This window comes from Telluria sp. GW821-FHT07G12, from assembly GCF_059418525.1.
On sequence record NZ_JBWKQA010000010.1, the window covers coordinates 31,824 to 57,073 of the forward strand.

A 25,250-nucleotide genomic window follows, 5' to 3' on the forward strand; every position below is an offset into this window, starting at 1 on the left:
TACAATATGGGCACACCATATCGGAGACCATCATGTCCTCACCCCGCACCGTCGCCCTACTAAGCATCCTGTCACTGGCGGTGCCTGCTTCAGCGGCCACCACCATCCTCTTCATCGGCAACAGCTTCACCTACGGCGATCCGGCCGGCGCCGCCCCGCTGGTGCGCGAATACCGTCCCGACACGGTGACGGACCTGAACGGCACCCACCTCGGCGGCGTGCCGGCCCTGTTCAAGGCCTTGACCGTGCAGGCTGGGCTGGACTACGAGGTCAGCCTGGAGACCGCGCCCGGCAAGGGCCTCGACTGGCATTACGAGAACAGGCTGGCCGCCATCGCCAGGCCCTTCGACAAGGTGGTCCTGCAGAGCTACAGCACGCTGGACGCCGCCAGGCCCGGCGATCCGGCCACCCTGGTCAAGTATTCCGGCCTGCTGGCCCAGGCCTTTTACGAGAAGAACCCGAAGGTTGACGTGCGCCTCGCCGCCACCTGGTCGCGCGCCGACCAGACCTATAAACAGGGCGGCGCCTGGTACGGCCAGCCGATTTACAAGATGGCGCTCGACGTGCGCGCCGGCTATGACAAGGCGGACCAGGCATCGGACCTGATTGGCGGCGTGATCCCGATCGGCCAGGCCTGGAACCGCGCCTTCGCCATCGGCCTGGCGGACGATAATCCCTACGACGGCAAAGTGACCGGCATCGACCTGTGGGCGCCGGACGCCTACCACGGCAGCGTGTATGGTTACTACCTCGAGGCGCTGACCATCTTCGCCAATATCACCGGGCGCGATCCGCGCTCGGTGGGTGCCGGCGACCAGGTGGCGAAGGACCTTGGCATCGATGCCCGCACTGCCGTCGCGCTTCAGCAGGTGGCGGCGTCCGTGAAGTAAGCCATGTCGCGCTCGATGGCCGGCGGCAGCTCTTCCTTCAGCAGCTCGATCCAGGCGCGCGTCTTGGCGTCGATGAAGCGGCTCGAAGGCAGCAGCGCGAAGATGCCGATCTCCGGTGAGCGCCAGCCCGGCAGCACCTGGGCCAGCCGGCCGCTGCGCAGGTCATCGACCACGCTGTACGCCGGCAGCAGGGCGATGCCCAGGCCGCGCAGCGCGGCGTCGAGCAGCACCTCGGTGGTATTGCCGATCAGCGGACCTTCCGGGTCCAGGGTCAGGTGTTCCTTGTCGCGGTCGAGCTGCCAGCAGGAGGTGAACGAGGAATTCACCAGGCGCAGGCAGGTATGCCGGGCCAGCTCCTGCGCATGCTGGGGCACGCCGCGCTGCGCAAGATAGCCAGGTGCCGCGCACAGCACCGAGAACATGCGGCCCAGCTTCAGCGCCACCAGGGCGGAATCGGGCAGGTATTGCGCCAGGTAGATGCTGACGTCGATGCCTTCCGCCAGCAGGTCGGGCGGACTTTGCGAAGAGCTGTATTCGACGGTCACGCGCGGGTTGGCCGCGCAATAGGCGCTCACCAGCGGCGTCACGTAGCGGTTGCCGAAGGCGGCCATGCTCATCACCCGCAGGCGGCCGGCCGGTTCGTGCGCGGCGCCGGCGGCCTCCCCTTCCGCCTGGGCCACCATGTCGAGGATGGCCCGGCAATGGCCGGCGTAGCGCTCGCCGGCTTCGGTGGCGGAGATGCACCGGGTACTACGGTGCAGCAGCTTGGTCTGCAGGCGGTTTTCCAGCAGGGTCACCAGGCGCGAAATCTGCGCCTTGGACATACCCAGGTGCTCGGCGGCGGCGGTAAAGCTGCCGCCATCCATCACATGCACGAAGGCGTTCATCGCATGCAGCAGTCCGTAATCGAGATCCTTGCGCATAGGACCGCATCTTACTTAATTATTCCGGTAGAGCGGATTATCGGACACGTAAGCCGTGACAGGATGGCTCAGCAGGCCCTGCGGGGCGATCAGCTGCAGGTCGAACGGAACCACCTGGGCGCTGCCGTTCTGGAAGCACCAGCTGAAGGAGCGCCCGCCAACCACGAAGCGCACGGTCGAGCCGCCGGTGACGTTGACGTGGCGGGTCGCCTCGGTGATGACGATGACGTGGTCGGCCCTGGCCTGGGCCGGGGCGGCGTTGCCGCGGAAATCGGCCGGCTGGGCGGCGGCCAGGGCAGTGGAACCGGCGGCGAGGGTAACGGCGGTGAGGATGGGCAGGAGCAGCTTGGTGTTCATGGTGATTTCCCTTGGATGTGCCGGGCGCCCGTGGGCGCACCGGCCTTGTTCTGGTGTGCCACCTGGCGACGGTGGCACGTCAGTCGCCTTGTTGTGGGCGTTTTGCTGACAGGCAAATGGTAAGCGCTGGGGCCAAGGCGAAAAATAGCGATGGAGGGGGATTGTTTGTTACGCTTGGCGTAACAATCGCGACATGGTTTGAGAGCAAGAAAACAACAGCGTGATAATTCGCGTTTTTGTACAGATTTCCTTTCAGTAATATTCAAGTTTTTGACTGAAAGACATCATGCGCAAAATCCTGCTCGCAACCCTGGTGTGCCTGGCGCTGGGCAGCGCAGGCGCCGCTCCCGGCGGCGACGCCGCATCCCAACAACAAACCCAGCAACAGGCGCAACAACAGTCCGAGCAGCAGCTGGTCGCCTCCTTCAAGCCGCAGGAAGGCAAGATCACCCTGCCGGGCAATATCGCGACCCTGGACCTGCCGGCGAATTTCCGCTACCTGAGCGTCGCCGACAGCGCGCGCCTGCTGGAAGCCTGGGGCAATCCGCCCGGCGCCGAAACGCTGGGCATGATCGTGCCAGCCGGCGTGAATCCGCTGTCGAACGAAAGCTGGGGCGTGGTCATCACCTATGACAAGGACGGCCACGTCAAGGACGACGATGCCGACGGCATCGATTACACCAAGCTGCTGAAGGACATGCAGGAAGGCCTCGCGGAGAGCAATGCCGAGCGCAAGAAGCAGGGCTACCGCGCCATGAGCCTGGTCGGCTGGGCCGAGCAGCCGCACTACGACAAGGCCAGCCACAAGCTGTACTGGGCCAAGGAACTGCAGAGCGAAGGCGAGGCGCACCACGGCCTGAACTACAACATCCGCGTGCTGGGCCGCGAAGGCGTGCTGGTGCTGAACGCCGTGGCCAGCATCGAGCAGCTCGGCCAGATCAAGACCGAGATGCAGAAGGTCACGGCCTTCACCAACTTCACGGCCGGCAACCGCTACGCGGACTTCAACGGCAGCACCGACAAGGTGGCAGAATATGGCATCGCGGCGCTGGTCGCGGGCGGCGTGGCGGCCAAGCTGGGCTTCTTCGGCAAGCTGTTCGCCCTGCTGCTGGCGTTCAAGAAGCTGATCATCGTCGGCGTTGCCGCGGTGGGTTCGGGAATCTGGAAGTTCTTCAAGCGCGAGAAAAATGCGGCGCCGCCGCCGGTCCACTTCGAGGACACCCCGGCCGACCCCGCACCCGGGTCCGCGCATGAATCCGACAAAGTCGACCTGAGCAAACGATAATGGGCAAGCTCCTCGCCTGGCTACTGGTGGCCGGCAAGTTCGGCAAGATGCTGACCACCGGCGGCACCATGCTGCTGTCGATGCTGGCCTACAGCTGGATCTTCGGCTGGCGCTACGCGGTCGGCTTCGTGCTGCTGATCTTCGTCCACGAGATGGGCCATTATCTCGCGGCGCGCAAGCGCGGCCTGGCGGTCGGCATGCCCACCTTCATTCCTTTCGTCGGCGCCTGGATCGAGATGAAGGAGATGCCGCACGACGTCGAGACCGAGGCCTTCGTCGGCTTTGCCGGTCCGCTGGCCGGCACCGCCGGCGCCATGGCCTGCTACGGCCTGGCGCGCCAGACCGGCAGCGACTTGCTGCTGGCGCTGGCCTACTCGGGCTGCATGCTGAACCTGTTCAACCTGATCCCGGTCTCGCCGCTGGACGGCGGGCGCATCACGGCGATCATCTCGCCCAAGGTCTGGCTGCTCGGGGTGCCGCTGCTGGCGGCGCTGTTCTTCTGGCGTCCGAGTCCCATGCTGATCCTGATTGCCGTGCTGGCCTACCCGCAGATCAAGGCGGCGCTGAGCGGCGACCATGGCCGTCCGCCGGAGTACTACCAGGTGCCGCAGGAGGCGCGCGTCAATTATGCGGTGATGTATCTGGGGCTGGCGGCGTTTTTGGCCATCATGAGTTACGACCTGCATGAGATGCTGGGCCGTTAAGGCCACATCAAGTCATTCTTTCCATTCTCGGTGGCGGAAAGTAAAAATCTTTCATCAGATTGCAAAAGAATACCAACAATAAGAATTATCAAATTAATCTACACTGGGGCCATTTTGTTCAATAATCTCACCTCATCTCACCGCTTAATCCTATTTATATTTTCACTATCCATCTCCCTTTTTGTTGCCTCCTCAATTTTCCTCCCAAGTATATTAGTAATAGCTGTTGGAGTGCTTATTTTATCTCTGCTTTGGTTATTACGTCCGTTAATGCTTCCGCCTGGTGCAGGCGCGACAAAAGTAAGGATCATATCGTTACTAGCCACTTTTTCCCTAGTTGGATCACATAGTCTATGGGCTGACGTTGCCAATGCCGCGATCAAATCACTTACATCTTATCCGTCTATCGTTAAATCAGCGCCGTGGCTAAAAAATTTTGAATTTCCCACAGAGCCGTCAAACGCCGTATTAGTTTTTGTAGCCATAGTCATATTAATTGTAAACTATTTTATGTCGTAGAAAACGATCGCAGGCACTCATCCGATACCGATAAAAAAAGAATTTACAGAACCCAGCTTCCAGTTGAAGCTGCGGTCTTTTTGTGCTGCATTGCGCCAGCACTTAGAGACCACTGATCGTCAAGCTAATTGGAGTCCAGACTATTACACAGAGTTGGAAGCAGAAGTCGAGATTGTCCCGATCGGAGGCGCTAGTAGCAAAAAGAAAATTGTTAATCTACAATCCGCGCTTCGGCTAGACCGAAAAACCCAGGCATTTCTAATACTTGGCGACCCTGGCGGTGGCAAGAGTGTGGCATTACGCAAGTTAGCCCGAGATATGCTACTGGAAGTTGACCGGACCGGGCGGATACCTTTGTATATTAATCTTCGCGAGTGGCTACCTGTAATTGGCCTTCGACAATCCTCTTGGACGGAACAGAAGCCTCCCACGATGCAGGAGTTGGAAGCTTTCGTCATCGAAAATATCAAATCTCGAGGAGATGTATTTACCGAAGATTTTGCAGATACATACTTCCGTGATTTGTGGCAACACGGTCGACTGTTTTTTATTTTTGATTCTTTTGACGAGATTCCAGAACTTCTCGACGTAAACGAGGAATCTTGGTTAATCGACTGTCTATCAGACTTGCTTTCTCGATTTATATCCTCAAATATTAACGCACGCGGAGTGCTCGCTTCCCGCATGTTTCGTCGGCCTACACAAGCTTTTCTTGCGCAAAAAATTCTTGACATTCGTCCAATGACGGAAGACAGAATCGTATCGGCGTTAGCACGTTATCCGGCGTTTACCCAAGAACTTCAAAATCAGCTATTCCGTGATCGTTATGATCTTATATCAATAATAAGAAATCCGTTCTTAATGGCGCTACTTGGCGAATGGGTAAGTAACCATAGGGCCCTTCCCACCACTCAAGCCGAGCTATATAACAACTACCTTTACAGCCGCCTAAGCAAAGTCCATACAAAAACTGCAAAATTTAAGCTAACCGTTGACGACGTTCTAGAAAGTGCAAAGCAGATAGCTTCATTTGTCTTTAATTCACCATCGTATGGACTAGAAGCTCCTGTATCAGTACTCAAAGACGAGCCAACAATCTTACATGCGAGTGAAACTATCGAGATTTTAAGTTATGCACGTATTGCACGAGTCACAACTGGCGAAACGATTTCTTTTGCTTTTGTCCATCGTCGATTTCTCGAATATTTAGTTACGACGCGTCTATTAGCAGCCCCAGAAGATCTGCCTCTTGATCATATTCCTACTGACTCACGTGGAAGAGATGCAATGGTCTTGTATGCTCAGCTATGTGACGATTTAAACGCTGCGAGATTAGCGCAACTCTGCTGGAAAGAAGTTTGCGAGCATTTTGATGAGCCGCAGAACCGTTTACGGGCAATACACAGCCTTCGCTTTCTAACGGATGCTTTCCGATCCAGACGAACTGCCGTCAACTCGTTTACAGACGAATTAGAAATATTCATTAACAAGCATGTTAATGATTTAGACGATCTTATTCAGGCTAAAATTTGCCTAGAGGCAACAGGACTTCTAAAAGACTCTGCATCGATCCCAATTTTACAAACTGCAATGTCACGTCCAAATTCCTGGTTACAAGAAACGGCTTTTCGTGCATGCCGTCATTTACCGAGGGTATCACCAGATCTTCAAAATCTAATTAACGCTTACGTTATCAATTTGCCTGCGCATCAATTTTGGCATAATCGTCGTACTTTAATATTTTCATTAGCGTTATCTGATGCACTGAAGGAGACGCATAGAATTGCAATTTGGCGCAAGCGCAATCTTATCGCTTCAGTCGGAGCCCTATTCGTTGGCGCGGCACTCGTACCAAAGCTGTGTCTTGTGATTATTTCATGGCTCCTTTCTTTCTTTGTTATGGACTACGTAATCTATCCAAGCGTGGCACACGCAAGAGCAGAAATAAAAAAAGAATCTACTAGGTCGACTCTAAAGATAATTAGTACCCGCACTATGTTTAGAGCATATCAACATTTGTTCGCACTTGGATTGCTTTGGATCGTATCACTCTCTCAGTTCACGATAACAACAACGAAGTCAGCGGGAGAAAGCATTTCCATTTTTCCATCAACTTACGCAAAATCATTCGAACTTGTTAGCGTTGCGTACATTCTCGCTGTTTTATCAATAGATTGGCTTTGGGTTGGACGTGCAAAAAGTTTGCTTCAGATATTTTTTCGCATATCTATGGTGAAACGTTTGATTGCAATACTTCAATTTCTTGCATTTGCAACAGCACTTGGTCTTTTTGTGACATTGATTATTTGGCTTATTGACCATTCGTCGCACTTAGTTAAAATAGTTGTTGCATCCGCTGTTGCCATAGTTCTTGGCGGCGGAGTTCTTATTGCTTTGATCCTCACCCTTCGCGACTACATACGGGACTGGAAAATTTTCAGACGGATTGATATCACATCAAGAATGACAAGGGATGAGATTGCTCAGATTTTATCGTCACTAAAATTTCCGAGACTTCGCTTGGCTGTTGTACGAAAAATATCAGATAAAAAGACTGTAGCAATTGGCGAATGGCCGGAAGGGTTCAAGCTATCAATGTCTGCAGACATTGCCATTACAGAACTTGCAAAACTTGAAGAGCGATGGCTAAAGCTTGATAGATAATCTTACTGAAATATAAGCATATTTTCTTTTTTATCCTATAAAGTCATTTAATAAAAAAGCCAGCCCGTGGGCTGGCTTTTTTACTGGCTAAAACACGCTTACCAGAAGATGACGCGGTCTTCCGGCGCCAGGTACATCTTGTCGCCCGGCTTGACGTCGAAGGCTTCGTAATAACCCGGGTGGTTGCGCAGGCTGCCGTTCACGCGGAACTCGGCCGGCGAGTGCGGATCCGATTTCACTTGCGCGATCAGCGCCGCGTCGCGGGCCTTGCCGCGGCGCGCCTGCGCCAGGCCCATGAAGATGCGCTGCTCGGCGGTGTAGCCGTCGATGACCGGCGCCGGCTTGCCCTTCAGCGAGATCTTGTAGGCGCGGCTGGCCATGATGGCGCCGGCGTTGTCGGCGATGTTCTCGCCCAGGGTCAGCTCGCCGTTCAGGTGATAGCCGTCCACCGGGCTGTAGCCTTCGTACTGCTTGACCAGCACCTTGCCCTTGGCCGCGAACTTCTCGCCGTCTTCCTTGGTCCACCAGTTGCGCAGGTTGCCGTCGCCGTCGTACTGCGAGCCCTGGTCGTCGAAGGCGTGGCTGATCTCATGGCCGATCGAGATGCCGACCGCGCCGTAGTTGATCGCCGGTTCGGCGTCCGCATCGTACAGCGGGGACTGCAGGCGCGCGGCCGGGAACACGACTTCGTTCATCTCCGGGCTGTAGTACGCGTTCACGGTCTGCGGGGTCATGTGCCACTCGCCGCGGTCGACCGGCTGGCCCAGCTTGTTCACGCCGTACATGTGGCCGAACTCGCGCGAGCGCATCACGTTGCCGACCAGGTCGTCACGCTTGACGGTCAGCGAGGAGTAATCGCGCCACTTGTCCGGATAGCCGACCTTCACCGAAATCTTCGCCAGCTTGGCCTGGGCCTGCTTCTTGGTCTCGGGGCTCATCCAGTCCAGGGTCTCGATGCGCTCTTTATAGGCCAGCAGGAAGTTGTGGACCATCTCCTCGACCTGCTTCTTGCGCTCGGCCGGGAAATAGTTCTTCACGTAGACCTTGCCCACCACTTCGCCCAGGTCGCGGTTGACTTCGGCGATCGCGCGCTTGTCCAGCGGGCGGTTCACCTTGGCGCCGCTCAGCACACCGCCGCGGAAGGCGAAGCTCTCGTCGACGAAAGGCTGCGACAGGTAAGGCGCGTAGGCGCTGATCAGGCGGAAGGCGAAGTAGGATTTCCAGGTGTCGACCGGGGTCGCGGCGATGATCTTGTCCAGGCCCTGCAGGTAGGACGGCTGGCTGACGATCACTTCCTTGGCCTTGGCCGCAACGCCGCAGTCCTTCAGGTAGGTGGCCCAGTCGAAGCCCGGCGCCAGCTTGGCCAGATCGGCCGCCTTCATCTTGTTGTAGCCCTTGACCGGATCGCGGTTCTCGACGGCGCTCCACTGCGCCTTGGCGATCTCGGTTTCCAGCGCCAGGATGGCCTGCGCTTCAGCGGCGGCGTCCTTGTGGCCGGCCAGGGTCAGCATCTTCTCGATGTGGGCCAGGTACTTGGCGCGGGTATCCTTCAGGCGCGCTTCGTCCTGCAGATAAAAATCGCGGTTGGGCATGCCGAGGCCGGACTGCGAGATGTCGACGATGTAGCGGGTCGAATCCTTGTTGTCCTGGTGGACGCCCATGTTGACCGGCGAGCCGGCGCCGATGCGCTCGAAGCGCGCAGCCACCTTGGCCAGCGCCTTCTTGTCCTTCAGTGCATCGATGCTGGCCAGTTCGCTCTTGAGCGGGGCCAGGCCGAGCTGGTTGCGGCGCGCTTCGTCGATGTAGCTGGCGTAGAAATCGCCCATCTTCTGGGTGTCCGAGCCGGCCTTCGCATGCTTGTCCTGGGAAGCCTGCTCGATCAGGGTGCGGATCTGGGTCTCGACGCCATCGGCGGCGATGTTGAACGCGCCCCAGCTGGAGCGGTCGTTCGGGATGTCGACGTCCTTCAGCCACTTGCCTTGCGAGTAGCGGAAGAAATCGTCCTGCGGGCGTACCGCGGCGTCCAGCGCGCCGGCGTCGACGCCGGAGCGGGCATGGGCTGCTGCTGCGCTCGTGGCGGAAGGTGCGTCCGTTGCCGGGTTGGCGGCGGGTGCGCCGGCGTGGGCAAAGCCGGCGAACAGGCCCGCGATCAGGGCGCTGCACAGGGTACGCTTCATTGGTGTGTCTCCATGGTGAATCGGATAAATCGGACCTTTGATCCTAATTTAATCTTTGCCCCATGCCAAGGTTTCACCATGGTTTTTGCGTATGCATGTGTTGCATTCAGGACGGCCCCGCTTGACATCGCGGCTGCCGGCCCCATCATCGGCTGCATGCCCGCATTCCATCGCGCACTTCCGCCATTACTTGCCGCTGCGCTCGCCTGCGCCGCCGCGGCCACGCCGCCCGTCTTCGCACGCGAGGGTGACGAACTCGCCGACCTGATCAACGCCTACCGCAGCGCGCCCGGCAGCTGCGCGGGCCGCGCCGCCCGCCCCGCCGCGCCGCTGACGAAGGAGGCGGTGCTGGCCAGGCTGCGCATCGGCGCCGGCACCTTTCTGGAACCGGCGCTGAAGAAGGCCGGCTATCCCGCCGATCTCGCCGAGATGATCTCGGTGACGGGGCCGGAAGATGCGCCGGCGGCGATGGCGGTCATCCGCGATAAATTCTGCGGCCGCATCCTGAGCGGCGACTTCTCGGCGGTCGGCACGGCGCGCCGCGGCAACGAGTGGCAGGTGATCCTGGCCCACCCGCTGGTCTTCCCCGCCCTGCCCGATCCGGCCCAGCTGAGCCAGGAACTGCTGGCCCGCGTCAACGAAGCGCGCGCCGCGCCGCGCAGCTGCGGCGATCAAGCCTTCAGCGCGGCGCCGCCCCTGACCTGGAACGAGAACCTGGCCCAGGCCGCGCTAGGCCACAGCGAGGACATGGCGACCAAGCGCTACCACAGCCACAAGGAGCCCGGCGGCAGCGACCCGGCCGAGCGCGCCACCCGATCCGGCTACCGCTGGAGCCGCATCGGCGAGAACATCGCCTCCGGCCAGCATTCGGTGGCGCAGGCGGTAAACGACTGGCTGGGCAGCCCCGGCCACTGCGCCAACATCATGAATCCGGCCTTTACGGAGATGGGCGCGGCTTACGCGGTCAATCCGGCCAATGAGAACCGTACCCCCTACTGGACCCAGATGTTCGGCCGCCCGTAGAGCGCCTAACAAAACCCCATGGCGGCGTTGCACCGTCTCGCCGTACTAAAGTACTGTCTTCGACGGTGCGCCTTGCCCTGGGGCTTTGTAAGACGCTCTAAAAAAGCTTGTTATTATTTTCATCTATCGGCCTCATCGGAATAATTAAATAGCGCGCTATTTAATTTCGCGCTATGATTCATCCCATCAAAGCAGACACAACATTTAACCGACTCAACCACGAAAGGGTAACGCGATGACCACCAAGCTCGACAAAGTCCTGTACACCGCAAAAGCGCACACCATCGGCGGCCGCGACGGCCGTTCCACCACCGACGACGGCCTGCTGGACGTGCGCCTGGCACCGCCGAAGGAAATGGGCGGCAAGGGTGACGCGACCAACCCGGAACAGCTGTTCGCTGCCGGCTACTCGGCCTGCTTCATGGGCGCGATGAAATTCGTCGCCGGCCAGAAGAAAATCGCCGTGCCGGCCGACGCCGCCATCGACGCCAGCGTCTCGATCGGCCCGATCCCGGCCGGTTTCGGCCTGGCCGTGGAACTGGCAGTCAGCCTGCCGGGCATGGACCGCGCCGCTGCACAGGACCTGATCGAAGCCGCCCACGGCGTCTGCCCTTACTCGAACGCGACCCGCGGCAACATCGACGTCACCCTGACCCTCGTGTAAGACCTGCCGCGCGGCCCGGGAGTCCCCTCCTCCTCCCGGGCCGCTGCCGGCCGGCTGCAAGGGCTTGCTCAGGCAGCCTCAGGAAAAGGCACCCGCTCCACCGCCCGCACCAGGGCGTCGTAACAGTCCGGATCGAGTGCCGTCCCCACCGTTTTCCTCATCATCTCCAGCGCCTGCGGGATCGGAATCGCGCCGCGGTAAGGCCGTGTGGCGGTGATTGCATCGAAGATGTCCGCTGTCGTGATGATGCGCGTCTCGATCCGGATTTCCTCCGCCGCCAGGCCGCGCGGATAGCCGCTGCCGTCCAGGCGCTCGTGGTGCGCGCCGGCGATCGCCGCCAGCTCGCGGAAGGCGCCGATTCGGCCCAGGATGGTTTCGGTAAACTCGGCGTGCAGCTTGACGGCGTCCCACTCGGCGCGGTCGAGCGCTCCCGCCTTGTCCAGCACGCTGTTGCTCACGCCCAGCTTGCCGACGTCGTGCAGCAGCGCACCGCGCTTGAGCCAGCGCCGCCGGTCCATCGACAACCCCAGCGACTCGCCGATCATGTCGGTGTACAGCGCCACCCGCGCGCTATGGCCGCTGGTGTAGGGGCTCTTGGCGTCGACCACCTGGCCGAAGGCGGTGGCGATGTCGTCGAGGTAGTCGTCGTCGAGCGCAAGCTGGCGCCCTGCCCCGGCCGGCAGCAGCGCCGTCACTGCCGCGTCGATGTCTTCGCTTGCCAGCACGGTCCAGAAGGCGTCCGACTGCGCCACCTGCTCGAAGGCCTGCACCAGGGCCGGGTCGAACCATTGGCCCATACGCGCTCGGGCTTCCTTCAGCGCGCCCGCGCGGCCGCTTTCGGTATGGAAGACGTCGATCACCTGCGCCAGCAGGCCGATGCGCGCGTACAGGGGAATCGCCTCTCCCGCCAGCCGCGCCGGCTTGCCATTGCCGTTGAAATGCTCGTCCAGCGAATAAATCCCTTCGGCCACCGCTTCCGGAAAGCGCAGCAGACGCGCAATGTCGGCGCCGCGCTGGCAGCGGGTCGCGACCAGCTCGCGCGCGATCTCGGGACCGTCGCGCAGGATCGTCATCACGCTGCGGAAGCGCTCCGCCAGCCCGGCCTTCAAGCCGGTGTGCTTGAGCACGAAGCCCAGCACTTGCGGCAGGCTGTCGCCGACGATCTTGTAGTCACGCTTGAAATCCAGGTCGTCGGTTAAATAGAGCTCGCAGATGCGGGCGGCATTGCTGCTGCAGCCGAGGTCTTTCAGCAGCAGGGTGTAGTAAAGCTCCCACAACTGCTCCGGCGGCAGGCCGAACTGGCGGCCTATGTGCATGCCGATCCAGCATGCGCGCACGCAATGGCCGGGCGGCTGGCCCTCGGTGATATCGAGGGCGTAGCTGAGAGAAGCGATCAATTCCGACAGTTTCAGCTCTGCAGCGGGGAGAATTTCGGCTTTCATGGTGCTCGATAGCTTGTTCATGGTGAAAAATTTGATGATTCCAAGCAATAGCCTACTTTGATAGGCAAGCCGGATCTACATTTATTTTTTCTATAGCCTCCATATAAATTGATAGTTTGCACAAATGCCGCCCCGGACTTACCATGGACTCGCTCACATAAATCCTATCGAAAATTGAAAATCGATAGCCTTACTTCAAAGAAGAAAGCTGCCATGACCGATCTCACCACCGCCGCCGGCATTCCCGTCACCGACAACCAGAACTCGATCACCGCCGGCCCGCGCGGCCCGGTCCTGCTGCAGGACTTTCACCTGATCGAAAAGCTCCAGCATTTCAACCGCGAGCGCATCCCCGAGCGCGTGGTCCACGCCAAGGGTTCGGGCGCCTACGGCACCTTCACCGTCACCCACGACATCAGCAAGTACACCAAGGCGAAGCTGTTCGGCGAAGTCGGCAAGCAGACCGAAACCTTCCTGCGCTTCTCCACCGTCGGCGGCGAGAAGGGCTCGGCCGACACCGAGCGCGATCCGCGCGGCTTCGCATTGCGCTTCTATACCGAGGAAGGCAACTGGGACCTGGTCGGCAACAACACCCCGACCTTCTTCCTGAAAGACGGCATCAAGTTCCCGGACTTCATCCACACCCAGAAGCGCGATCCGCAGACCAACCTGAAATCCGCGCAGATGATGTGGGACTTCTGGAGCCGTGCGCCGGAAAGCCTGCACCAGGTAACCATCCTGTTCTCGGACCGCGGCACCCCGGACGGCTACCGCCACATGGACGGCTTCGGCAGCCACACCTACAGCCTGATCAACGCCGACGGCCAGCGCGTCTGGGTCAAGTGGCACTTCAAGACCCTGCAGGGCATCAAGAACCTGCCGGCGCTTGACGCCGTGCGCCTGGCCGGCGCGGATCCGGACTACGCCCAGCGCGACCTGTTCAATGCCATCGCCAAGGGTGATTACCCGTGCTGGAGCGTCGAGATCCAGGTGATGGACGACGAACAGCGCGCCGCCTGGGAAGCGAAAACCGGCTGGGACGCGTTCGACCTGACCAAGGTCTGGCCGCAGGGAGATTTCCCGCGCATCAAGGTCGGCATCCTGGAGCTGAACCGCAACCCGGACAACTACCACGCCGACGTCGAACAGGCCGCGCTGTCGCCGTCGAACATCGTCCCCGGCATGGGCTACAGCCCGGACAAGATGCTGCAGGCGCGCCTGTTCGCCTACCACGACGCCCAGCTCTACCGCGTCGGCACCAACCACCAGCACCTGCCGGTGAACCGTCCGCGCTGCCCCTTCCACAACCAGCAGCGCGACGGCGCGATGGCGATCGCCAACGGCGGCGCGGCGAGCAACTACGATCCGGTTCGTGAAGGCGTCCCGGCAGCCGGCGGCTTCGGCCACGGCGACGCCGGCTGGCAGCTCGAAGGCGCCGCGGGCCGCTACGACACCCGCGCCACGGATGACCATTACACCCAGGCCGGCAACCTGTTCCGCCTGCTGAGCGAGGAAGGCAAGCGCAACCTGATCGCCAACATCGCCGGGGCGCTCAGCCAGGCCGACGCGGCAACCCAGGACCGCCAGATCGGGCATTTCCTGCGCGCCGATCCGGCGTATGGGAATGGGGTGGCGGAGGCGATTTACGCGTTGGCCAACAAGGCCTGACGCGCCAGAACCAACAGCAGCGACAAGCAAAGAGCCGGGCGCCGACATCGCCCGGCTTCCTCATTTCTGGAAGGAAATTCTCACCAAAAATCACGACTAAGCCATTCATTTCATTCAATTTTTTCTGGACTCAACAAAGGAGCTCATCCATAGTATCGTTCATATAAAAACTACAATGAAACCGGGATGACCACTCTTCAGAACGGCACGATGTCCGGCGGCGGCGCCGATACGGCCGATACCTCCCCACCAGTCCTGATCGCCAAGCCCATCAATGGCCAAGCCATCGACGGCGACCTTGTCTTCACGTTCAACGAACCCATCAAGGCCGGCGATGGCCGCCTTGCCTTGACCGACGCGAGCCAGCACACGGTCTTTTCAGGCATCGTGAACGCCAGCCCGGAGATCACCATTTCCGGTAATACGCTGACCCTGCACCTGTCCCAGCATCTCGAATACGGGACCTACTACATGATCTGGATGATCGGCGCGCAGGTGAACGACATGGCCGGCAACAGCTTTTCGCTGCCGGATTCGATCTCGAGCATGATCAGCTTCGTTAGCGCGCTCAGCCCGGTTGCCGTCAGGCTGACGGGGACGGAGAACGGCGACATCCTGAACGGCAGCCTGCTGGACGACACCATCGCCGGCATGGGCGGCAATGACGACATCGACGGCCAGGGCGGCAACGATTCGCTCGATGGCGGCGCCGGCAGCGACCATCTGTTCGCCGGGAGGGGCAACGATACCCTGTCGGGCGGCCTCGATAACGACTTCCTGTTCGACCAGGGCGGCGACAACGTCCTGCTCGGAGGCGAAGGCAACGACACGCTGACCACCATGGACAGCCATGCCAGCCTGCTCGATGGCGGCGCCGGCAACGACCAGCTTTCCGCCGACGGCTACGGCGCGGACACGCTGCTCGGCGGCGCCGGCGACGATGTCATCAGCGTCGGCCAGTACTATCGCGGCGCCGCGGTGCATGCGATCAGCGTGTCCGGCGCGGACGGCAACGACGTCCTTAACTTCATGATCAACCCCGGCGCTGCCATCAGCGCCAGCGGCGGCAATGGCGCCGACCTGTTCCGGTTCAATGGATTGCCCGGCAAGAGCGACATCACCATCACCGACTTTTCCGCGGCGCTCGGCGACAAGATCGACCTGGTGGCGCTGTTACCGAGCAACCTGAAAGACAATCCCTTCGACGCCGGCTACCTGAAGGCGACGCAAACCGGCAGCGACGTCGTGATCAGCTACGATGCCGACGGCTCCGTCGACACCGGCTACCAGCTGGCCTCGCTCGTCACGCTCAAGAACGTCGACCTCGCCTCCCTGACGCCCAGCGCCTTCGTCGGCGGCTTCGACATCAGCGGCAAGGGCCTTGGTTTGACCTTGACCGGAACCGCCGGGCCGGACACCATCACCGGCGGCCTGTTCGGCGACACCATCCAGGGCGGCGACGGCAGCGACGTCATCGACGGCAGCGCCGGCAATGACCTGATCGACGGCGGCGACGAAACGGTGCCGGGCGCCGGCGACCTGGTGTCCGGCGGGACCGGGGACGACACCATCCACGGCGGCCTGGGCGCGGACACGCTGGGCGGCGGTAGCGGCAACGACATCCTGGACGGCGGTGGCGGCAACGACGTTCTGAACGGCGACGAAGGCAATGACACGCTGGACGGCGGCGCCGGCGACGACCGCCTCTACGACAGGGCCGGCGCCAACGCCCTGCACGGCGGCGCCGGCAACGACGTGCTCGACGTCGTCAGCGCCACACCGGCAAATAAATACCTTCCCTACGACCACGGCGACAACATCCTCGATGGCGGCGACGGCGACGACACGCTCTACGGCGGCAACGGCAACGACCTGCTGTCCGGCGGCGCCGGCAAGGACACAGTCAACGTCCAGCTGGACAGCTGGGCCGGCGACCGCCACGTCGTGGCCGATGCCGGCGATGGCGATGACATTATTTCCGTGTCCGGCTATAGCGGGGGCAAGATCACGGTCGACGCTACCGGCGGCGCCGGCCGCGACACCTACCTGCTCGATGCCACGACCCTGAAGTCGGTTGCGCTGACCATCCTGGACTTCGCGGCCGGCGCGGGCGGCGACGTACTGGACGTGAGCACCCTGCTGACGACCCCGCCCACCGGCAATCCCTTCGGCAGCGCCGGCTACCTGCGCCTGACGGCCAGCGGCACGGATACCCTGCTGCAGTTCGACCAGGACGGCAAGGCCGGCCCAACGGACTGGGTCACGGTCGCGGTGCTGAAGAATCTCGCGCCCGCCAGCCTCACGGCCGACAACTTCCCGCTGGGCTTCCGTCCGGACGGCGCCTCGACCGGCCTGACGATCACCGGCACCGACCAGGCCGATCGACTTTACGGCAGCCTGCTCGACGACACCATCAGCGGCGGCGGCGGCAACGACACCATCAAGGGCGGCGCCGGCGCGGACCTCATCCATGGCAATGGCGGCGATGACTGGATCGAGGTTTCGGGCGGCCACTCCCAATTGTTCGGCGACGATGGCAACGACCAGCTCACCGGCGCCGCCTACCCAGGCGCCGGCAGCGATAGCTTGTGGGGCGGCGCAGGCAACGATACCTTGAACGTCTTCAACGGCGACAATGTGCTGGACGGTGGTGACGGCGCCGACCAGCTCTTTTCGAGCAGCCGTGGCCACAACCTGCTGTCCGGCGGCGCCGGCAACGACCTGGTGCTCACGTATGGCGGCTACGACACGGTCGACGGCGGCGATGGCGACGACCACGTGAACGTGGCCAACTCACCAGGCGGCTATCCCCCGGTCCAGCTGCCGCGCCACGAGGTCAAGCTGAGCGGCGGCGCCGGCCACGATACCTTCACGTTTTCGCTCGACAGCACCAACCCCCTCGACGTCGTGGTCAGCGGCGGCGCCGACAGCGACACCTACGAATTCATCGCGGCCTCCCGCGACAGCACGGTCACGGTCACCGACTTTCAGACCGGCGCCGGCGGCGACCTGGTCGACCTCGGCTTCCTGACGCGGAACGTGAGCGGCAATCCGTTCGCGCCGGGCAGCGTGGCCCAGCTGGTGCAGCGCGGCGACGACAGCGTAATCGAGTTCGATCCGGACGGCGCAGGCGCGCTCGGCTTCGTCGATCTCCTCGTCATCAAGGGCGTCGCCAAGGACCAGCTCACGCCGAGCAACTTCTGGAGCGGCTACAACCCGAACGGCAGCAGCGCCGGCATGACGCTCACCGGCACCGATGGCGCGGACAAGCTCACCGGCGGCATCCTCGACGATACGCTCAGCGGCGGCCTGGGTACCGACACCCTGGACGGCGGCAAGGGCAGCGACAGCCTCGACGGCGGTGGCGGCGGCGATCAATTGTCGAGCTACGCCGGCAGCGACACCCTCAACGGCGGCGCCGGCGGCGACAGCATCTTCATCGGGGACGAGATCGGCGTCGGCCCGCGCCTGGGCGACAAGGTGGTGGCGAACGGCGGCGACGGCGACGATTTCATCCTCGTCAGCGCCTACTATCCGTCGACGTCCGCGTTCGGCATCACCATGTCCGGCGGCGCCGGCAGCGACCTCTTCGCCCTTCCCGTCAATGTGCCGGGCCTGGCGTTGACGATCACCGACTTCGAGACCGGCGCCGGCGGCGACCGCCTGAGCGCCTTTGACTCCAGCCTGTGGAAGGGGTCCTCGCCGTTCACGAGCGGCTACTACCAGTTCGTGCAGCGCGGCACCGACGCGGTGCTGCAGTACGATCCCGACGGTCCTTCCGGCAGCGCCGCGTTCTCGGACATCGTCACTTTGAAGAACGTCGACCGCACCAAGCTGACTGCCGAGAACACGATGGGCTGGCCGTCGACCGGTCCAACCAAGGGCCAGGTCATCACGGGCACCGATGCCGGCGATCTCCTTGCCGGCACCGCGCTCGACGACACCATCTCTGGCGGCCAGGGCAACGACACCCTCGTGGGCGACCTGGGCAACGACAGCATCGACGGTGGCCCCGGCAACGACACCATCCACGGCGACTTCGGCAGCGACACCCTGCTGGGCGGCGACGGCGACGACTACATCGACGCGACTCTGGGCAACGACCTGGCGCTGGGCGGCAATGGCAACGACCACCTTATCGCCCGCGACGACAACGCGACGCTGGACGGCGGCGCGGGCGACGACCTGCTGGAAGTCGGCGACAAGTTCGCCTCGACGCGCCATGCGATCACGCTGCTCGGCGGCGACGGCAAGGACACCTTCCGCTTCAATAACAGAGGCGACGTGTCGACCGATTCGGTGATGGCGACCGGCGGCGCGGGACTCGACATCTTCGATCTCGGGGATGGCTACCAGAGCTATGGCAAGTGGAACACCGTGACCGACTTCCAGGCCGGCGCGAACGGCGACCAGATCGCGCTGGGCGACCTGCGCTTCATGCCGGGACTGAAGGCCGGCGACAACCCCTTTGGCGGCAGCCATCTTCTGCTCCTGACCCAGGTCGGCAAGGACACCTGGCTGGAATACGATCCAGACGGCGCCGCCGGCAGCGCCTTGCCCCAGGTCCTGCTGATCCTGAAGGACGTCCAGGCCTCCACACTCACGGCCGACAACTTCGTCCAGCATATCGATCCGCATGGGGGGCCGCTGACGCCGGATCCCACGCCGACGCCGCCCCCGGTGGTCACGCCGCCTGTCGTGATCCCACCGGTCGTCACGCCGCCACCCGTGGTCACCCCACCGGTCGTCGTCACCCCACCTTCCCCTCCCGTCATCCCCGGCGTGGTCAGCACCGGCAGCGACGCCACCGACAAGCTCACCGGCAGCGCCAACGACGACAAGCTCGACGGCGGCGCCGGCGACGACATCCTGCACGGCGGCGGCGGCACCGACTTGCTGATCGGCGGCGACGGCAGGGACACCGCCACCTACGACAGCAAGTTCGAGAACTACAAAATCACCCACGACGCCAGCGGCTGGCACGTGGAAGACAAGCGCAGCAACGGCGACGGCAGGGACACCCTGCAGGGCGTGGAAAAGCTGAGCTTCGCCGACCAGGCAGTGGCCCTCGACGTACCGGCCGACGCGCTCGAATCCCAGGCCTACCGCCTGTACCGCGCCGCCTTCGACCGCGATCCCGACTTCGGCGGCCTCGGCTACTGGATCGACCGCCTGCAGCATGGCGCTTCGCTGCGCGACGTCGCCGACGGCTTCGCGCATTCGCAGGAATTCATCGATTTGTACGGCAGCGCCGCCAGCAATGCCGACATCGTCAACCGCCTGTACCACAACATCCTGCATCGCGAGCCCGATCCGGGCGGCTATGCCTACTGGCTCGGCATCCTCGACAACAAGCAGGCGCCGCTGAACTGGGTACTGGCTTTCTTCAGCGAGAGCGAGGAGAACGTGAAGACGGTGGCGGAGGTGGTCGGCAGCAGCGGGATCGTGTACACGCCCTACGGCGCCTGAGGCGTTTCAGTCCGCGTACTGCGCCAGCCAGGGCACGATCACCGCGGCCAGGCGCTGCGGCGCCTCGATCGGGATCATGTGGCCGGTGTCCTCGATGACGTCGAGCGTGGCGCCCGGGATCCCGGCCTGCAGCTCGCGCGCTTCCTCGAGGCTACGCAGCTGGTCCTGGGCGGCCGCCACCACCAGGGTCGGGCAGCGGATCTCATGCAGGCGATCGAGGTCGCCGGGCCGCTCCAGCATCGACTGGCGGCGGAATACCTCGCCGCCCAGCCGCGTGCCCATGGCCCTCACCCGTTCGATCAGCGCCTCGTTGTTGCGCTCCTTCGGGTGCAGCGAGGAAGCGACCGCGATGCGGCTCAAGCCACTGAAGGCGATCGAGGGCGCGGCATTGCCGATCGCGCCCTTGCGCTGGCGCAGCGCCGGCGTGTCGGGGCGGGTCGAGGTCGCGATCAGCACCAGCGCCCGCACGCGCTCCGGCGCCAGCCGGGCGATCTCGCGCGCGACGTAACCGCCCATCGAAAACCCCACCAGCATGAAGGAAGGCGGCGCCGTATCCAGCGCGCGGCGTGCCATCGCCGCTATCGAGCCGTCGTGGCGCAGGTCGGCGTAATGCAGGGGCGCGAAAGGCGCCAGCGGCGCCTCGAGGTCGGACCACAGGGTTTCATCGGCCATGAAGCCGGGGACGAGCAGGAGAGACATGCGCCCATCGTAGCAGAAGCAGCGAAGCGATGAAAAACCGGCGTTGCCTGAAAAATATTAACAAGCGGTATATATTATTCATTCTAGGTAACGTTTCCATTGTTGCGCCATCTCAGGGCAGCAAGGTGCGGCCCATGCTTAAATTGACTTTTCCCTCTCTACAAGGAAACGAAGTGTTCACTACCCTCACTGCCAGCGTACGGAACCAATTGCGCTTCGCGTTCGCGATCGTGATCATCCTCTCCTTCGTCTCGACCGCGGTCGCCATCTGGCGCCTGCAGGTGCTGTCGAACGACACCAACGAACTGACCCACCGCCCGCTGGCGAAGGAGCGGCTGGTCTCGAGCTGGCTGCTGAACATCTCGACCTCCTCCAAGCGCACCGCGGCCATCGCCCGCGCCTCCGACGCCGAGCTGGCGAAGTTTTTCGCCAGCGAGACCGTCGAGCAGTCGAAGCGCACCACCGAGCTGCAGAAGCAGGTCGGCGAGCTGCTCGACACGGCGGACGAAAAGGCCGTCTACGCGCAGATCGGCGCGGCGCGCGAGGAATACATCGCGGTGCGCGACCGCCTGATGGCGATGAAGGCCGAAGGCAAGAACGATGAAGCGATCGCCCTTTACGAGAAGAGCTTCGCGCCCGTGATGGACGCCTACATCGCCCGCGTCGGCGACCTGCTGGCGCTGCAGCAGAAGGCGATCGGCGCGCGCACCGACGACGTGCTGAGCAGCGCCGAGCAGAGTTCCAACGTGCTGGTCGGCCTGTGCCTGGCCACGCTGATCTTCAGCATCGGCGCGGCGCACTTGTTCGCGCGCGCCCTGTTCCGCCGTCTCGGCGGCGAACCTGCTTGGGCCGCGGCGGTGGCCGGCGAGATCGCTGCCGGCAACCTGCGCGTCGAGGTGAAGCTGGCGGACGGCGACCAGGCGAGCCTGATGGCCGCCCTCAAGCGCATGCGCGACAGCCTGGCCGGCATCGTCGGCCAGGTCCGCCAGGGCACCACCTCCATCGGCGAATCGATCGCGGAAATGTCTGCCGAATCCCAGGAGCTGTCGCGCCGCACCGAAAGCCAGGCCGCCGCGCTCGAGGAGACCGCATCCTCGATCGAGCAGCTGACCCAGGGCATCCAGCACAGCGCCGACAACGCCGAGCAGGCCAACGAGCTGGCGGCGAAGGCCTCGCGGGTCGCGCAGCAGGGCGGCGCGATGGTCGGCCAGCTGGTCGAGACCATGGGCGCGATCAATGAGTCGTCCTCGCGCATCGCCGACATCATCGGCGTCATCGACGGCATCGCTTTCCAGACCAATATCCTGGCGCTGAACGCCGCGGTGGAAGCGGCGCGCGCCGGCGAGCAGGGACGCGGCTTTGCCGTGGTGGCGGGCGAGGTGCGCGCGCTGGCCCAGCGCTCGGCCGCGGCGGCCAAGGAGATCAAGGTCCTGATCGACGATTCGACCGGCCGGGTGACGGAAGGCTCGACCCTGGCCGGCAAGGCTGGGGAAACCATGCAGGGCATCGTCACCAGCATCGACCGCGTCAGCGGCATCATGAACGACATCGTCGCTTCCAGCCGCGAACAGGCCAGCGGCATCGCCCAGGTCAACCAGGCGATCACGCAGATGGACGGCGCGACCCAGCAGAATGCGGCGCTGGTCGAGGAGTCGGCGGCGGCCACGCTCGCCATGCAGGAGCAGTCGCACAAGCTGAAGGAGCTGGTGGCCGTGTTCCAGGTCGAGGTGGCGGCGCGTGCGCCGGCTTCGGCTTCCACGCGCCCTGCCCTGCCGGCCAAAAAGCCCGCGGCGCCGGCGCCGGCGGCTGCGAAGCCTGCGGCCCCACGCACCGTGCGCAGAGCGCCGCCACCCAAGCCGGCCAAGCCGGCCGCCGTCGCCGAGGACTGGGAAGAGTTCTGAGCCTGCGGTTGCCGCGCTGGACTTTCCATGTCAGCATGCGCTAGCCGGACCACGTCAATCAGCAAGGAGTTATCGAATGAATCTTCCCAGCCATCAGCTCAGCATGACAGTGCTGATGACCCCGGATACCGCCAATTTCTCGGGCAACGTCCACGGCGGCCATATCCTCAAGCTGCTCGACCAGGTCGCCTATGCCTGCGCCAGCCGCTATGCCGGCGCCTATGTGGTGACGATGAGCGTCGACCAGGTCACCTTCCGCCAGCCCATCCACGTGGGCGAGCTGGTGACCTTCCTCGCCGCCGTGAATTACACCGGCCGCAGCTCGATGGAAATCGGCATCAAGGTGCTGGCCGAAAGCATCCGCACCCAGGAAGTGCGCCACGTGAACAGCTGCTTCTTCACCATGGTGGCGGTCGGCGACGACAAGAAGCCGGTGACGGTGCCGCCGCTGCAGCCGTCCACCCCGGACGAGGAACGCCGCTTCGAGGAAGCCAAGGGCCGCAAGGAACTGCGCCTGACGCTGGACCGCCAGCACGCCGAGCGCCAGGCAATGCGCACGTAGGGCTATGGACGAGGCGCGCGGATGTGTTAAAATTCGCCGCCTTGGCCTGGTAGCTCAGTTGGTAGAGCAGAGGATTGAAAATCCTTGTGTCGGTGGTTCGATTCCGCCCCGGGCCACCAAGAATTCAAGAAAAGCCGCAGTTCTCCTCTGAGACTGCGGCTTTTTTGTTGTTAATCGGGTTTCATGCGCTCGGAAACTGTTGTCAAATAAAAATTTGTATTTCCATTTTGTAATTACATGTACAATATGGAAATTAAATCATTCCATACAGGGCCCACCATGATTCGTCGTACTCTGATCGCTGCCTTCGCCACCTTGATGCTGGCCGGCGCCGCCAACGCTGCACTGATTCAAAACGGTGATTTCGACGATTCCAATGCCCCTTACGGCGTCGGCCTGTATGGCAACGGTTTCAATTACACCCTCGTGCAGGCGCCGGGCTGGACCTTCATCAACGGCAGCGGCATCCTGAACAACGCCTGGGGCGGTCCGGGCACCATGGCCTTCCTGCAGAATTACAGCCCATTCAACTGGGCAGACCCGTCCCTGCAGCAGACCTTCAGCTCCAAGGCCACCGGCTACACGGTCAGCTTCCAGCTGCGCCAGCGCGGCGGCAACCAGGAAAGCGTCAACGTGACGCTCGACGGCAAAGCCGTGGCGGCCACGCTGACCCCGGTGGACTACGAATGGACCTCCTACTCCTTCGACATCAATGGCCTGAGCGGCGACACCCACACGCTGAGCTTCAACGCGGTCAACCTGTCGGGCGCCGCGGATTCCACCCTGTTCGTCGACAGTGTCGGCGTCACTGCCACCGCATTCGCCAGCGACGTGCCGGAACCTTTCAGCATCGCGCTGCTGCTGGGCGGCCTGGGCGCGATGGGCTGGGCGCGCCGCCGCCGCGGCTGATCGCCGGCTAGCTGCGCTCCAAAGCAAAACGCCACCCTCGGGTGGCGTTTTTCATTGGCAGCAGACGGCGAACATCAGTGCAGCTTCGCCATCGCAATCAGCGTCAGGGTGACCGTGATGGCGCCGCCGATGCGCGTCGCAATCTGCGCGAAGGGCATCAGCTGCATGCGGTTCGCCGCGGTCAGGATCGCGACGTCGCCGGTGCCGCCCTGGCCGCTGTGGCAGGCGTTGATGATGGCCGCCTCGATCGGGTACATGTTCATCCTGCGCCCGACCACGAAGCCGGTCGCCATCAGGCTGACGACGGTCGACGCGATGATGGTGAGGTTGACGAGGTTGAAGGCCGAGACCAGCTTGTCCCAGGGCGTCATCGATGCGCCGATCGCGAACAGCAGCGGATAAGTGACGGCCGTCGAGAAGAATTTGTAGACCACGTAAGAGCTTTGCTGCAGCTGGGGCGAGACCGCGCGCGACAGCTTGAACATGACGGCCACGAACAACATGACGACCGGCGCCGGAAAATCGAAGAGGCGGAAGCTGAGCATGCCCACCATGTACAGCGAAATCGAGGTGATGCCGGCGGCGGCGATATGGCCGATGTCCATGTGCAGCGGGAGAACTTCCGCCAGCGGTTTGCCGTCGTCCTGGTCGCCCGGCTGCAGGCGGCCTTCGCCGGTGAGGTGCGGACGCTTCTTGCCGATCGCGTTCAGCATGCCGGCCAACAGGATCGCCGTCAGGCTGCCCAGCATCACCGCCGGCAGCACATGCGCGAAGATCTCGCCCTGCTCCTGGTGCAGGATGCCGGCATAGCCGATCGACAGCGGGATCGCGCCTTCGCCCACGCCGCCGGCCATGATCGGTGCGACCAGGTAGAAGAAGGTGTGGAAGGCACCCTGCCCCAGCGCGACGCCGACGGCGGTGCCGACCGCGCCCGCCACCACCGAGCCGATCGCCAGCGGGACGAAGATCTTGATGAAGCCCTTGATGAGCACCGAGCGGTCCATGCTCAGGATGCTGCCGACGATGATCGACGAGATGAACAGGTAGAGGAAGTTGGTGGATTTGGTGAAGTCCACCACGTTCTTCAGCACGGGCGCCGGCAGCAGGTGGCTGAAGGCCAGGTAGGACGGGATGAAGGTGGCAAAGATCGCAGCGGCGCCGATGTTGCGGAAGAAAGGCAGGCGCTTGCCCAGCTCCGCGCAGGAGAAGCCGCCGACGGTCAGGATGGCGATCGAGACGCAGATATCGTTGGGCACCTTGCCGGTGGCGACGAAGCCGGCGATCAGCGCCAGCAACAGGACGTAGACCGGGAGCGGCACGATGCCCAGGCGGATGTCCATCAGCTTCCAGAACGGATGCGGCCTGGCCTGCGCGGCGGCTTGGGTTGGGGCGTG

General features: G+C 62.6%; 17 protein-coding genes and 1 tRNA gene. 12 read left to right on the forward strand and 6 right to left on the reverse strand.

Features of this window, described 5'->3' with window-relative positions:
• Nucleotides 1-32: 32 nt before the first annotated feature.
• Entirely contained in the window at nucleotides 33-890 is an 858-nt protein-coding gene (locus tag AC07PE_RS25710; protein ID WP_498769923.1) for a PEP-CTERM sorting domain-containing protein, read from the forward strand.
• On the opposite strand, the gene AC07PE_RS25715 is transcribed toward AC07PE_RS25710, so the two are convergent.
• Together AC07PE_RS25715 and AC07PE_RS25720 are read right to left on the reverse strand one after the other, a co-directional pair.
• Nucleotides 863-1,813 (reverse strand): LysR family transcriptional regulator, encoded by a 951-nt coding sequence (locus tag AC07PE_RS25715; protein ID WP_498769925.1) that lies wholly within the window; start codon nucleotides 1,811-1,813, stop codon nucleotides 863-865. The two genes, AC07PE_RS25710 and AC07PE_RS25715, sit on opposite strands and share 28 nt — an antisense overlap.
• Nucleotides 1,814-1,828: 15 nt before the next feature.
• Nucleotides 1,829-2,170, reverse strand: a complete 342-nt coding sequence (locus AC07PE_RS25720; RefSeq protein WP_498769927.1) for a CzcE family metal-binding protein — start codon at nucleotides 2,168-2,170, stop codon at nucleotides 1,829-1,831.
• A 286-nt stretch (nucleotides 2,171-2,456) separates the two neighbouring features.
• On the opposite strand from AC07PE_RS25720, the gene AC07PE_RS25725 reads away from it, so the two are divergent.
• The 3 genes from AC07PE_RS25725 (at nucleotide 2,457) to AC07PE_RS25735 (ending at nucleotide 7,342) form a co-directional block, all read left to right on the forward strand.
• Complete coding sequence (locus AC07PE_RS25725) at nucleotides 2,457-3,455, forward strand: DUF2167 domain-containing protein (RefSeq protein WP_498769929.1); 999 nt, start codon at nucleotides 2,457-2,459, stop codon at nucleotides 3,453-3,455.
• On the forward strand, nucleotides 3,455-4,159 hold the full coding sequence (locus tag AC07PE_RS25730; protein WP_498769931.1) for a site-2 protease family protein: 705 nt from the start codon (nucleotides 3,455-3,457) through the stop codon (nucleotides 4,157-4,159). Before AC07PE_RS25725 ends, AC07PE_RS25730 begins: the two co-directional genes overlap by 1 nt.
• Nucleotides 4,160-4,831: 672 nt before the next feature.
• Nucleotides 4,832-7,342: an NACHT domain-containing protein gene (locus tag AC07PE_RS25735; protein ID WP_498769933.1), complete on the forward strand. Its 2,511-nt coding sequence runs from the start codon at nucleotides 4,832-4,834 to the stop codon at nucleotides 7,340-7,342.
• 98 nt (nucleotides 7,343-7,440) lie between these two features.
• Here the strand turns inward: AC07PE_RS25735 and AC07PE_RS25740 are convergent, their stop codons facing one another.
• Entirely contained in the window at nucleotides 7,441-9,519 is a 2,079-nt protein-coding gene (locus AC07PE_RS25740) for a M13 family metallopeptidase (RefSeq protein WP_498769935.1), read from the reverse strand.
• Nucleotides 9,520-9,675: 156 nt separating this feature from the next.
• Between AC07PE_RS25740 and AC07PE_RS25745 the strand changes: the two genes are divergently transcribed.
• Both AC07PE_RS25745 and AC07PE_RS25750 read left to right on the forward strand, forming a co-directional pair.
• Complete coding sequence (locus AC07PE_RS25745) at nucleotides 9,676-10,542, forward strand: CAP domain-containing protein (RefSeq protein ID WP_498769937.1); 867 nt, start codon at nucleotides 9,676-9,678, stop codon at nucleotides 10,540-10,542.
• A gap of 235 nt (nucleotides 10,543-10,777) precedes the next feature.
• Nucleotides 10,778-11,206, forward strand: a complete 429-nt coding sequence (locus AC07PE_RS25750; RefSeq protein ID WP_498769939.1) for an organic hydroperoxide resistance protein — start codon at nucleotides 10,778-10,780, stop codon at nucleotides 11,204-11,206.
• 68 nt (nucleotides 11,207-11,274) lie between these two features.
• On the opposite strand, the gene AC07PE_RS25755 is transcribed toward AC07PE_RS25750, so the two are convergent.
• Nucleotides 11,275-12,669 (reverse strand): HD-GYP domain-containing protein, encoded by a 1,395-nt coding sequence (locus AC07PE_RS25755; protein ID WP_498769941.1) that lies wholly within the window; start codon nucleotides 12,667-12,669, stop codon nucleotides 11,275-11,277.
• A 192-nt stretch (nucleotides 12,670-12,861) separates the two neighbouring features.
• On the opposite strand from AC07PE_RS25755, the gene AC07PE_RS25760 reads away from it, so the two are divergent.
• Entirely contained in the window at nucleotides 12,862-14,316 is a 1,455-nt protein-coding gene (locus AC07PE_RS25760) for a catalase (protein WP_498769943.1), read from the forward strand.
• 186 nt (nucleotides 14,317-14,502) lie between these two features.
• A complete protein-coding gene (locus tag AC07PE_RS25765) occupies nucleotides 14,503-19,785 on the forward strand; it encodes a type I secretion C-terminal target domain-containing protein (RefSeq protein ID WP_498769945.1) in 5,283 nt (1,760 codons plus the stop codon).
• A gap of 6 nt (nucleotides 19,786-19,791) precedes the next feature.
• Here AC07PE_RS25765 and AC07PE_RS25770 read toward each other — a convergent pair whose 3' ends face one another.
• Nucleotides 19,792-20,484, reverse strand: a complete 693-nt coding sequence (locus tag AC07PE_RS25770) for an alpha/beta fold hydrolase (RefSeq protein WP_498769947.1) — start codon at nucleotides 20,482-20,484, stop codon at nucleotides 19,792-19,794.
• A gap of 173 nt (nucleotides 20,485-20,657) precedes the next feature.
• Between AC07PE_RS25770 and AC07PE_RS25775 the strand changes: the two genes are divergently transcribed.
• From AC07PE_RS25775 to AC07PE_RS25790, 4 genes are all read left to right on the forward strand, one after another.
• A complete protein-coding gene (locus AC07PE_RS25775; protein WP_498769950.1) occupies nucleotides 20,658-22,385 on the forward strand; it encodes a methyl-accepting chemotaxis protein in 1,728 nt (575 codons plus the stop codon).
• Between the two features lie 76 nt (nucleotides 22,386-22,461).
• Nucleotides 22,462-22,947: an acyl-CoA thioesterase gene (locus AC07PE_RS25780; RefSeq protein ID WP_498769952.1), complete on the forward strand. Its 486-nt coding sequence runs from the start codon at nucleotides 22,462-22,464 to the stop codon at nucleotides 22,945-22,947.
• Nucleotides 22,948-22,990: 43 nt separating this feature from the next.
• A tRNA-Phe gene (locus AC07PE_RS25785) sits at nucleotides 22,991-23,066 on the forward strand.
• A gap of 160 nt (nucleotides 23,067-23,226) precedes the next feature.
• Nucleotides 23,227-23,856, forward strand: coding sequence for a PEP-CTERM sorting domain-containing protein (locus tag AC07PE_RS25790; protein WP_498769955.1), 630 nt, complete (start codon nucleotides 23,227-23,229; stop codon nucleotides 23,854-23,856).
• Nucleotides 23,857-23,930: 74 nt separating this feature from the next.
• On the opposite strand, the gene AC07PE_RS25795 is transcribed toward AC07PE_RS25790, so the two are convergent.
• Entirely contained in the window at nucleotides 23,931-25,196 is a 1,266-nt protein-coding gene (locus AC07PE_RS25795; protein ID WP_498770081.1) for a 2-hydroxycarboxylate transporter family protein, read from the reverse strand.
• Between the last annotated feature and the right edge of the window lie 54 nt (nucleotides 25,197-25,250).

Coding starts and splice junctions, on each gene's coding strand:
- AC07PE_RS25710 (WP_498769923.1), top strand. CDS start 33: ATGTCCTCACCCCGCACCGTCGCCCTACTAAGCATCCTGTCACTGGCG.
- AC07PE_RS25715 (WP_498769925.1), bottom strand. CDS start 1,813: ATGCGCAAGGATCTCGATTACGGACTGCTGCATGCGATGAACGCCTTC.
- AC07PE_RS25720 (WP_498769927.1), bottom strand. CDS start 2,170: ATGAACACCAAGCTGCTCCTGCCCATCCTCACCGCCGTTACCCTCGCC.
- AC07PE_RS25725 (WP_498769929.1), top strand. CDS start 2,457: ATGCGCAAAATCCTGCTCGCAACCCTGGTGTGCCTGGCGCTGGGCAGC.
- AC07PE_RS25730 (WP_498769931.1), top strand. CDS start 3,455: ATGGGCAAGCTCCTCGCCTGGCTACTGGTGGCCGGCAAGTTCGGCAAG.
- AC07PE_RS25740 (WP_498769935.1), bottom strand. CDS start 9,519: ATGAAGCGTACCCTGTGCAGCGCCCTGATCGCGGGCCTGTTCGCCGGC.
- AC07PE_RS25745 (WP_498769937.1), top strand. CDS start 9,676: ATGCCCGCATTCCATCGCGCACTTCCGCCATTACTTGCCGCTGCGCTC.
- AC07PE_RS25750 (WP_498769939.1), top strand. CDS start 10,778: ATGACCACCAAGCTCGACAAAGTCCTGTACACCGCAAAAGCGCACACC.
- AC07PE_RS25755 (WP_498769941.1), bottom strand. CDS start 12,669: ATGAACAAGCTATCGAGCACCATGAAAGCCGAAATTCTCCCCGCTGCA.
- AC07PE_RS25760 (WP_498769943.1), top strand. CDS start 12,862: ATGACCGATCTCACCACCGCCGCCGGCATTCCCGTCACCGACAACCAG.
- AC07PE_RS25765 (WP_498769945.1), top strand. CDS start 14,503: ATGACCACTCTTCAGAACGGCACGATGTCCGGCGGCGGCGCCGATACG.
- AC07PE_RS25770 (WP_498769947.1), bottom strand. CDS start 20,484: ATGTCTCTCCTGCTCGTCCCCGGCTTCATGGCCGATGAAACCCTGTGG.
- AC07PE_RS25780 (WP_498769952.1), top strand. CDS start 22,462: ATGAATCTTCCCAGCCATCAGCTCAGCATGACAGTGCTGATGACCCCG.
- AC07PE_RS25790 (WP_498769955.1), top strand. CDS start 23,227: ATGATTCGTCGTACTCTGATCGCTGCCTTCGCCACCTTGATGCTGGCC.
- AC07PE_RS25795 (WP_498770081.1), bottom strand. CDS start 25,196: ATGGACATCCGCCTGGGCATCGTGCCGCTCCCGGTCTACGTCCTGTTG.